Below are 10534 nucleotides of genomic sequence, written 5' to 3' on the forward strand. Positions count from 1 at the left end.
TGGTCGCTGAGCGGACAGCGGCCCATTGTGCCAGAACCGGGCTATCGGGCGTTAATTCACCTACAGCACCTTTTGAAACGTCTTGGTCTCCACGCGGCGCGACATCCGCCAGCCTTGCGGGGTGCGCACGAATTCGTCGTCGTACCAGAGCCCGCAGAACAGGATCTGTCCCTTTTCGCCGCCCAGCACCATCGGGTTAAAGCAGATCACCCGCGACGCCGCGGTATCGCCGTCGATGCGCACCGAGAAATTGCCCAGCATGTGTGAGTACATCGGGAAGTTCGGCAGCACCTCCGACAGCCATTTCTTTACCTCCGGATACGGGCCCTGGATGCCCCCCAGATCGGTGTAGTCGATGTAGGCGTCCGGCGTGAACACGTCGTCGAGGTCGTCGAAACGGCGTTGGTCGATCGCGGTGGAGTAGTCCACCAGAAGCTGCTGGATCTCCAGGCGGTCGGAAATCTCTTCCAGGCTCAACATGTCTCGATTCAACACCTCGCCGATACCGCGAAATAGGCGACCCGGGACGCCGGAAGTTACACTCAGCGGCCATGCGAAAGCTCATGGCCACCGCCGCTGCGCTGCTCACGGTCACGATCCTGCAAGCGTCCGTCGAATCCCCGATCGCGCGGGCCGACACCGACGTACAGCAGGCGGCGGGTTCACAACCGATCCCGGACGGTCCGGCGCAGACGTGGATCGTGGCCGACATGGACAGCGGCCAGGTGTTGGCTGGTCGCGGACAGCACGTCGCCCACCCGCCCGCGAGCACCATCAAGGTGCTGTTGGCGCTGGTGGTGCTCGATGAGGTGCCGCTGGACACCACCGTGGTCGCCGACCTCACCGACGCGGCGGTCGAATGCAACTGCGTCGGCATCAAAGCGGGTCACAGCTACACCGCCCGCCAACTGCTCGACGGCCTGCTGTTGGTCTCGGGCAACGACGCGGCCAACACGCTTGCGCACATGCTGGGCGGTCAGGAGGCCACCGTCGGCAAGATGAACGCCAAGGCCGCCTCGCTGGGCGCGACGAATACACACGCCGCGACCCCGTCCGGTCTGGATGGCGACGACGGGCCCGGTTGGTCGACGGCGCACGATCTGGCGGTCATCTTTCGCGCCGCGATGGCCAACCCGACGTTCGCCCACATCACCGCAGAACCGTCGGCGATGTTCCCCGGGGACCACGGCGACCAGCCCATCCTCAACCAGGATGAGTTGTTGACGCGCTACCCCGGTGCCCTTGGCGGCAAGACCGGCTTCACCAACGCTGCCCGGAAGACCTTCGTCGGCGCGGCCGCCCGCGGTAACCGCCGGCTGGTGATCGCGATGATGTACGGACTGGTCAAGGAGGGCGGGCCCACCTACTGGGACCAGGCGGCCGGGCTGTTCGACTGGGGCTTTGCCCTCGGCCCGCAAGGCTCCATCGGCGCGCTGTAGCCCCGCGCGATTACGGCGTCGGCCACGCCGCGGCCAGCAGCGCGGTCAACATCGGGATCCGGCGCTCGGCGAGTTCCGGCTGCGGCAGCACACTTTCCACCACGGCGGCACCGTCGAACACGTTCAAGATCAGCATCACCAGGACCGGAAAGAACTCCTCCGGCCAAGCCTCCACCCCGGGTAACGCGCGCGCGGCCTCTTGCAGCTTCGCCGCATACTGACCGAGCTCGTTTTGCAGGCAGGCTCTGAGCGTTTCGTCGGTGCGCGCGGCAATGAGCATCTCGTAGAGCACCGCGTTGGTCGGGCCGGAGGTGATGTCGCGCAGGATGCCCAGCGCCCCCTCCAGCGCCGGCCGATCCGACGGAATCTGAGCCAGCAGCTTGGTGGCGGTTTCCACCTGCCGGCGCAGCACCTCCGAAGCCGTTGCCGCCATGAAATCGCTCATCGTGTCGAAGTGACGGAACAGTGCGCCCACCGATACCCCGGCCCGCTTGGTGATCACCGCCGCCGAGGCGCGGGCATATCCGACTTCGACGATGCTGTCGATGCATGCCTGCAGCAGGCGGCCGACGGTCTCCTCGCGCCGTTGCTGCTGGGTCCTGGCCACCTCTAGACCGACCCACTCAGTGCGTGGTCGCGCTGCCTCGCCCCGCGCTCACCGGCCCGCAGGTACCGGCCCGACTTCACTGTCTGGCCGTAGCCCTCGCGGAACTCACCGTTACGGAAGACGACGTCGCCGCCCACACCGGTTGCGACCACGGTCGCGTCGTTGCGGTTGACCATGCGGCGCAGGCCGCCGTAGAAGGGCACGGGCTCCTCGTTGTAAGAGTCCACGGATTCGTCGAGGTGATCGGGGTCGATCACGACGAAATCCGCACGGTCGCCCTCGCGCAGCGTGCCGGCGTCAATCCCGAACCACTCGGCCAGTTCACCGGTGAGGCGGTGTATCGCCCGCTCCTCGGTGAGGAACGGAGTGCCGGCCTTGCCGGCGTCCCTGGTTCGCTTGAGCAGACGCAGCGGGAAGTTGTAGAAGGCCATATTGCGCAGGTGCGCGCCGGCATCGGAGAAGCCCATGTGCACACTCGGGTCGGCGGCCAGTTTGTTGAGCTGCTTGGGCCGATGGTTGGCGACGATGGTGGTCCACCGCACGTTGCGCTCCCCATTTTCGACGAGCACGTCGAGGAATGCGTCCAGGGGGTGCAGCCCACGCTCCTCAGCGATCGCGCCAAAGCTCTTTCCTATCAACGACTTATCGGGGCATTCCACGATCACCGCGTCGTGGAAGTCACGGTGCCACAGGGACGGTCCAAGCTTGACGCGGTCGAACTCGCGGCGGAACCGACGGCGGTATGACTCGTCGGCCAGCAGTTCGTTGCGTTCCAATTGTTCGCGCAGGTGCAGCGCCGCGGTCCCGGCGCCGAACTCCTCGAAAACCGGCAGATCGATTCCGTCCGAATACAATTCGAACGGGACAGGCAGGTGCTGGAACTTCACACTGGACCCCAGCAGCTTGTTGAGGATGCGGGTACCGCGGCCGAAGGTGTGCACCGCCAACGGCATCGACTTGGCGTCGGCGGAGACCAGCATGCTCATCCGAACACCCTTGCGGCGGTTGAGGATTCGGCTACTGGTGAGGAAGAACATCAGCGCGGAGACCGGACTTTCGACATTGGGCGCGCTTTGCAGGATGCGGCCGCGCTTGCGCAGCACCTTGATCAGCCGGCGCCGTTCGCGCCACGTCGCGAAGGTCGACGGGAGGGCGCGGGAGCGGAAGCGGTCGCCGTCGAGCTTGTCGATGGGAGCGTCCATTCCCGACATGCCCAGCATTCCCGCGTCCAGCGCCTGTTCGAGCAACTTTTCCATCTTGGCCAGTTCGGCGTCGCTGGGACGAACGTCGCCGTCGGTGGCGCGTTCCAGACCCAGCACTGCGGTGCGCAGATCCGAATGTCCAAGCATGGAGCTGACATTCGGGCCCAACGGCAGGCCGTCGATCTTGGCGATGTATTCCGCGGGCGTCGACCACGTCTTGTTTTCTTTCAGCGCGCCGAGGACGAAGTCACGCGGCACCGCCTCCACACGACTGAACAAGTCGGCGGCGTCTTCGGAGTCGGCGTAGACCGTCGAGAGCGAGCAGTTGCCCAACAGCAGGGTGGTGATCCCATGCCGTACCGACTCGCGCAGACCCGGGTCGAGCAGAATTTCGGCGTCGTAGTGGGTGTGCACGTCGATGAAACCGGGGGCGACCCACTTTCCCGCCGCATCGATCACCTCGGGGCATCCCGTCTCGTCCAACGGCCCGGCCGAGACAGTGGCGACCACGCCGTCACGAATGCCCAACGTACGGGTCTGCGGCTTGGCGCCAGTGCCGTCGAACCACAGTCCGTCGCGGATGATCACGTCGTAGGTCACAATTTCTCCTCCAGGTCATTGGGGTGACCCGAACCTAACATAGATAGCGATCACTCGCAATCTTTTATCGAGAAGGCCGTGACGAGTGCTAACGGCCGGGACCCGAGGGCTTGGTGCTCGGCGTTTCCGGCGTTACCGGCACCGATGTGGTGGCGGGGCCACCGGGGTCGAGGGTCACCGGGTCGGGCACGTTCACCGCCGGTGGCAGATCGCCGCTTCGGGTTGCCATCGTCGGGATGCGGATGACGCCACCCGCCTGGCTGCACTCGTTGCTCTTGACGGTGACGGTCATCTGCCCGACCAGGTCACCATGCGGTTGCGGCCGCAGGGTGAGCACCTGCGTGGTGAGTTGGGCAGCCGCTGCGCCGCTGGGACCCACGCAGGGGAATTTGACTGTCTCCGGGCGGGATCGCCATTGGCCGTCGCCGAATTCGAAGATCAGCGGCCTAACATCGGGCGACTTCTCCTGCTCGTGGTCGGTGTCGTCGAGCAGTGTGGCTGCCGCCAGACAGCGACTGGGGGTGCACGACGATCGGATCGCCCACCAGGTTTCGACGTCCGGTGGCTGCGGCGTTGGGCTGTTGTCGAATGTCTGCCTGGAGCGTTGCACCTCGATGCGGTAGGTGCCGTCGAGCACAACCGGCGCCGCGCCGTTCGAAGTGCTCGGCGCGGCCGGGACGCTGGTTGCCGGGACGTCGGCGCGGGTGTCGGAGGGGTGCGTCTTACGACCGATGGTGATGCCGGCAGCGAATAGCCCGACAAGCACTAAGGCTGCTATGGCAGCCAGCAGAATCCGGCGCGGACCCCACTTTCTGGATGGTCTGCCCCGTGCCGAGAACGCTTCCAGTCGTCGCGCCAGCGAGCCCGCCGCGCTCTGCAGCAACGTGCCGCCCCGAGGTGGCATCACGGGGGCCGGTCCCCGCTGCGCGGGCGGCGGAGTTTCCGGCCATCCATAGGCCGGATAGTCGAGGGCATACGGCTGAAAAGCGGGCGCTCGTTGTTCCACGATCTCCGGGCTGTTACCCCCGAAGCCGGCTTGCTCGGCAAGGGCCGTGGCGAATTCGCGGCAGTTGCCAAACCGCTCAGCTGGATCGTCGGCCAGCGCCCGTGCGAGCACTGCGTCGAGGTGGGCCAGATCCGGGCGCAGGTCGCTGAGTTTGGCCCGGTTGGAGTTCGTCGGCGGTGCGCCGGTGAACAGGTGCATTGCTGTGGTGGCCAGCGCGTACTGGTCGGCCCGCCCGTCCACCGACTTGGCGGCCAGCTCCTCCAGCGCGGCATACGCGGACTCGCTGGGCGGGCGTACTAATCCGAAGTCGGACAACAAGATACGCGGTTCGCCCGCGCCCGCAGTGGTCAACAGGATATTGGCCGGTCGGACGTCGCGGTGAAGTAGCCCACGCTGGTGGGCGAAGTCCAGACCTGAGGCCGCGGCCGTCACGATCGCCAGCACCTCACCGACCGGCAGCACCGCTGGGAAGCGGTTGGCCATCAGTGCGGCGGCATCGGTGCCCTCGACGTAATCCGCCGCGATCCACAGCTGACCGTCGTGCTCGCCGCGCTCGTGCACCTCGACGATGTTGGGATGGTAGAGGCTTGTCGCAATCTCGGTCTCGCGGTGAAACCGGCCGCGAAATTCGTTGTCCACCCACAGTGCAAACGGGAGGACCTTCAGGGCCTGCCACCCCGGCAACTCCGACCGCTGGGCCAGGTACAACTCGCCGCTTGCGGACGAACTCAGCATCCGCACGACGGTGTAACCGGCGAAGGTCGCACCGCTGGCCAACGCCATTCGGAGATATTAACCAGATCGCTGATTCGCCGCGCAGTCGGCGCTCTGCTAACAGTCGGCAAACAGTTGATGCGCTCAGCCCGGCCGAAACACCTTGCCGCGCAGTATCACCAGGTCGGGCCGGCTTAGTACACCGGGTCCGCTGCGGGGATCCTCCGCGTAGCACAACAGGTCAGCCGAGGCCCCGTGGTCCAGGCCGGGCCGACCCAGCCAGCGCCGAGCATCCCAACAGGCCGCACCCAGCGCGTCGGTGGGGCTCATGCCGATCCCCTTAAGTGCCTCAACCTCGTCGGCGACCCGGCCGTGCCGAATCATGCCGCCGGCGTCGCTGCCCGCGTAGATGAGCACCCCAGCCGCCCGTGCCGCCGTCAACCGCTCATTGCTGCGGGCATACAACTCGCGCATGTGTGCGGCATAGACCGGGTACCGCGTCGCGGCGTCGGCGATGCCCGGGAAGTTCTCCAGGTTGATCAGCGTCGGGACCAAAGCGGTCTGGTGTTCGAGCATCAGCGCGATGGTGTCGTCGGTGAGGCCGGTGCCGTGCTCGATGCAGTCGATGCCGGCTTGGATCAACCCGGGTAGCGCGTCCTCGCCGAAGACGTGGGCGGTGACCCGCGCGCCGTGTGCGTGCGCGGTGTCGATCGCGGCCTTGAGCACGTCGTCGGACCACAACGGCGCCAGATCGCCGATCTCGCGGTCGATCCAGTCGCCGATCAACTTGACCCAGCCGTCCCCTGCTTGCGCCTGTTCGGCTACCGCATCCGGCAGTTGGGATTCGTCCTCGAGGTCCAGCGACAGCCCTGGGATGTACCGCTTGGGTCGGGCCAGGTGGCGCCCGGCGCGGATGATCCGGGGCAGATCGTCGCGCTGGTCAAGGCTGCGGGTATCGATCGGCACCCCGCAGTCGCGGACCAGCAGGACGCCGACGTCGCGTTCGATCTCGGCCTGGGCGATCGCCTCGTCGAGTTCGACGCCGCCGTCCTGGCCCAGCCCGATGTGGCAGTGCAGGTCGACCAGCCCGGGCACAATCCAGCCAGCGTCAAAGATCGTGTCGGATCCGGTTACCGGTTCGGTGCTGATCCGGCCGTCGACGATCCACAGTTCGGTTGGGACGGCATCGGGCAGGCCCGTTCCCCGCACGTGCAGACGCACGGCGCGACTACTTCTGTCCAGGGAATTTCAGCTTGGACAGGTCGAAGTCCGCCAGGCCGGGCGGCAGTTCGTTGAGTCCTTCGGGCATCTGGGATAGATCCGGGAAACCCGCCGGCATGCCGGCGCCGAACGGGCTTCTGACCTTCGGCGGCGTCGGCCCGCGTGCCCCCTTCTTGCCCTTCTTACCTTTGGCGCTCTTGGACTTGCGGGTGGCCGACTTGCGACCCAGCCCGGGTATGCCCATGCCGCCCAGCATCGACGACATCATCTTGCGGGCCTCGAAGAAGCGGTCCACGAGTTGATTGACCTCGGAGACGCTGACTCCGGATCCGTTGGCGATGCGCAGCCGCCGGGAGGCGTTGATGATCTTCGGGTCGGCCCGCTCCTGCGGGGTCATGCCGCGGATGATGGCCTGCAGGCGGTCGAGGCTCTTGTCGTCGACCTCGGCCAGTGCGTCCTTCATCTGCGCGCCACCGGGCAGCATGCCCAGCAGGTTGCCGATCGGGCCCATCTTGCGCACGGCCAGCATCTGCTCGAGGAAGTCTTCCAGCGTGAGTTCGCCGGCGCCGATCTTGGCGGCGGCCGCCTCGGCCTGCTGGGCGTCGAAGACCTGCTCGGCCTGCTCGATCAGGCTCAGCACGTCGCCCATGCCCAGGATGCGACTGGCCATCCGGTCGGGGTGGAAGACGTCGAAGTCCTCGAACTTCTCCCCGGTGGAGGCGAAAAGGATTGGCACGCCGGTCACTTCGCGGACCGACAGCGCGGCACCACCGCGGGCGTCCCCGTCCAGCTTGGTCAGCACCACGCCGGTGAACCCGACTCCTTCGCCGAACGCCTGGGCGGTGGCGACGGCGTCCTGGCCGATCATCGCGTCCAGGACGAAAAGCACCTCGTCAGGGTTGACCGCCTCGCGGATCGCCGCGGCCTGGGCCATCAACTCTTCGTCGATGCCGAGGCGCCCCGCGGTGTCGACGATGACGAAGTCGAAGTGCTTGGACTTGGCTTCGGCGATACCTGCGGCCGCGACGGCGACCGGGTCGCCGGGCGGACCAGTTTCCGGGCCAGAAGCCGGTGCGCCGGGATGCGGCGCGAACACCGGGACGCCGGCGCGCTGGCCGACGACCTGCAGCTGGTTGACCGCGGCCGGGCGCTGCAGGTCACAGGCCACCAGCAGCGGCGTGTGCCCGAGATTCTTCAGCCGGTAGGCCAGCTTTCCGGCCAGCGTCGTCTTACCGGAGCCCTGCAGACCGGCCAGCATGATCACGGTCGGCGGGTTCTTGGCGAAGGTGAGCTCGCGGGTCTCGCCGCCGAGGATGCCGATCAGCTCCTCGTTGACGATCTTGACGACCTGTTGTGCCGGGTTGAGCGCAGCGGACACCTCGTGACCGCGGGCGCGTTCCTTGATCCGGTGCACGAACGCGCGCACGACGGGCAGTGAAACGTCGGCTTCGAGCAGCGCTAGCCGGATTTCGCGGGTGGTGGCCTCGATATCGGCGTCGGTGAGGCGGCCTTTGCCGCGTAGCCCTTGGAGGGCACCGGTCAACCGGTCGGACAGCGATTCAAACACGCCCGCCAGCCTAATCGGACCTGACGGCCCGGCGAAGCCGGGCGCGACGGGTCACCCTCCTGCGCGACATATAACTCACGCACACGACTCGCCGATTAGCGTGTGCGTGAGTTATCTCTCGGCGCAGCGCCGCCAATCCAGACCCTGGCCCGACGTCACCCGACACATCCCGCGGCGGCCACAAAGACTCGACCCGCTCCGCTAGGCTCATGTCGCAACTGCGCCGAAAAGCGTTGCCATGCTAGTTTTTACAGCCGCGCCCGGCGAGAACCGGCCGGGCCCTGGCTCGGGTGTGTCAGCGTACGGAAGCTAACGGGGGGATTGTTGACGCTGCAGCCGGTCGGCCATTTCCCCGCCGAAGGTAGCCGACCGCTGCGGGGTTGGCAGCGTCGCGCCCTGGTGAAATACCTGGGAACCGAACCGCGCGATTTCCTGGCTGTCGCCACACCTGGTTCTGGCAAGACCGCATTCGCGCTGCGCATCGCGGGCGAACTGATCGCTCACCGCGCCGTCGAGCAGCTGACGGTCGTGGTGCCCACCGAACACCTGAAGGTCCAGTGGGCACAGGCCGCGGGACGGCAGGAACTGTCGCTGGATCCGAAGTTCTCCAACTCCAACCCGCAGACCTCGCCGGAGTACCACGGTGTCGTCGTCACCTACGCCCAGGTGGCTGCGCATCCCACCCTGCACCGAGTGCGCACCGAACAGCGCAAGACCCTGGTGATCTTCGACGAGATCCACCACGGCGGTGACGCCAAGACCTGGGGTGACGCCATTCGGGAGGCATTCAGCGACGCCACCCGCCGACTCGCGCTGACGGGCACGCCGTTCCGCAGCGATGACAGCCCCATCCCGTTCGTGAACTACGAAGCGGGCTCCGACGGGATCCTGCGGTCCCAGGCCGACCACACCTATGGATACGCCGAAGCTCTGGCCGACGGCGTGGTGCGCCCGGTGGTATTCATGGCCTATTCGGGGCAGGCACGCTGGCGAGACAGCGCCGGCGAGGAGCACCAAGCGCGGCTGGGCGAGCCGCTGTCAGCCGAGCAGACGGCGCGGGCCTGGCGCACAGCGTTGGACCCGGCCGGCGAATGGATGCCCGCGGTGATCACCGCCGCCGACCTGCGTCTGCGCCAACTGCGCGAACACGTTCCCGACGCGGGCGGCATGATCATCGCTTCTGACCGGACCGCGGCGCGCGCCTACGCCACGCTGCTGAAAAAGCTCACCGGCGAAGCGCCCACCGTGGTGCTCTCCGACGACCCGGGGTCTTCGGCCCGCATCAGCGGGTTCGCGGCCAGCACCAGCAGGTGGCTGGTAGCGGTGAGGATGGTCTCCGAGGGCGTCGACGTGCCGCGACTCTCGGTCGGCATCTATGCGACCAGCGCGTCGACGCCGCTGTTCTTCGCCCAGGCCATCGGCCGGTTCGTGCGGTCCCGGCGCCCGGGTGAGACGGCAAGCATCTTCTTGCCGTCGGTACCCAATCTGCTGCAGCTGGCCAGCGAATTGGAGGCGCAGCGCAACCACGTGCTCGGCGAACCCCACCGCGAATCCGAGGGTGACCCGCTCGACGACGATCCGGCCACCAAGACCCAGAACGAAAAGACCGAGGACAACGGCTTCACCTCGCTGGGTGCCGACGCCGAGTTGGATCAGGTGATCTTCGACGGGTCGTCGTTCGGCACCGCCACCCCGGCGGGCAGCGACGAGGAAGCCGACTACCTCGGTATCCCCGGTCTGCTCGATGCCGAACAGATGCGCGCTTTGCTGCACCGGCGCCAAGACGAGCAGCTACAGAAACGTGCCGCCAACCAGGGACCGACCGCGCCGGTCACCACCCACGGGCAGTTGCGTGACTTGCGACGTGAACTCAACGCCCTGGTATCGGTGGCTCACCATCGCACCGGCAAACCGCACGGCTGGATCCACAACGAGCTTCGCCGCCGCTGCGGCGGACCGCCGATCGCCGCGGCTACCCGAGATCAGCTCAAGGCACGCATCGACGCCGTCCGGCAGCTCAACGCCGAGCAGTCCTGAGTGACCCCCAGTGTGGAAAACGGCGACGCCGCCGCGGCGCGTGTCGCGTCGTGAGATTCACGCTCGGCGATGAGCTGCCGGACGGCGTCGATGCGTGCCTTGAGCTGATCTCGGGTAGCCGCGGCGATCGGCGCTCCACAG

The 10534-nt window shown here is 66.9% G+C and carries 7 protein-coding genes and 1 pseudogene; 2 read left to right on the top strand and 6 right to left on the bottom strand.

What is annotated here, in order from left to right; all coding sequences use genetic code 11:
- Positions 1-60: 60 nt before the first annotated feature.
- The gene (locus tag A5634_RS05280) at positions 61-480 is read right to left on the bottom strand and encodes a nuclear transport factor 2 family protein (RefSeq protein WP_065143028.1); all 420 of its coding nucleotides are present in this window, start codon (positions 478-480) and stop codon (positions 61-63) included.
- 71 nt (positions 481-551) lie between these two features.
- On the opposite strand from A5634_RS05280, the gene A5634_RS05285 reads away from it, so the two are divergent.
- Positions 552-1439 carry a D-alanyl-D-alanine carboxypeptidase family protein gene (locus A5634_RS05285; protein WP_065143029.1) on the top strand — a complete coding sequence of 296 codons (888 nt, stop codon included), beginning with the start codon at positions 552-554 and terminating at the stop codon, positions 1437-1439.
- 10 nt (positions 1440-1449) lie between these two features.
- On the opposite strand, the gene A5634_RS05290 is transcribed toward A5634_RS05285, so the two are convergent.
- The 5 genes and pseudogenes from A5634_RS05290 to ffh form a co-directional block, all read right to left on the bottom strand.
- Entirely contained in the window at positions 1450-2046 is a 597-nt protein-coding gene (locus tag A5634_RS05290; protein WP_065143030.1) for a TetR/AcrR family transcriptional regulator, read from the bottom strand.
- Between the two features lie 2 nt (positions 2047-2048).
- Positions 2049-3889: pseudogene (locus tag A5634_RS05295) on the bottom strand (N-acyl-D-amino-acid deacylase family protein).
- A gap of 47 nt (positions 3890-3936) precedes the next feature.
- Positions 3937-5637: a serine/threonine protein kinase gene (locus A5634_RS05300; RefSeq protein ID WP_065143032.1), complete on the bottom strand. Its 1701-nt coding sequence runs from the start codon at positions 5635-5637 to the stop codon at positions 3937-3939.
- 75 nt (positions 5638-5712) lie between these two features.
- A complete protein-coding gene (locus A5634_RS05305) occupies positions 5713-6810 on the bottom strand; it encodes an amidohydrolase family protein (RefSeq protein ID WP_437339943.1) in 1098 nt (365 codons plus the stop codon).
- Positions 6797-8356: a signal recognition particle protein gene (gene ffh, locus A5634_RS05310; RefSeq protein ID WP_065143034.1), complete on the bottom strand. Its 1560-nt coding sequence runs from the start codon at positions 8354-8356 to the stop codon at positions 6797-6799. The genes A5634_RS05305 and ffh overlap by 14 nt, the downstream gene beginning before the upstream one ends.
- A gap of 324 nt (positions 8357-8680) precedes the next feature.
- Between ffh and A5634_RS05315 the strand changes: the two genes are divergently transcribed.
- Positions 8681-10393, top strand: a complete 1713-nt coding sequence (locus tag A5634_RS05315; protein ID WP_065143038.1) for a DEAD/DEAH box helicase — start codon at positions 8681-8683, stop codon at positions 10391-10393.
- The last annotated feature ends 141 nt before the right edge of the window (positions 10394-10534 follow it).

It is taken from the genome of Mycobacterium asiaticum, assembly GCF_001673365.1.
Lineage (GTDB): Bacteria > Actinomycetota > Actinomycetes > Mycobacteriales > Mycobacteriaceae > Mycobacterium > Mycobacterium asiaticum_A.

Excerpts from the sequence above, each read along its gene's own strand:
- A5634_RS05280 (WP_065143028.1), bottom strand. The coding sequence starts at position 480 with ATGTTGAGCCTGGAAGAGATTTCCGACCGCCTGGAGATCCAGCAGCTT.
- A5634_RS05285 (WP_065143029.1), top strand. The coding sequence starts at position 552 with ATGCGAAAGCTCATGGCCACCGCCGCTGCGCTGCTCACGGTCACGATC.
- A5634_RS05300 (WP_065143032.1), bottom strand. The coding sequence starts at position 5,637 with ATGGCGTTGGCCAGCGGTGCGACCTTCGCCGGTTACACCGTCGTGCGG.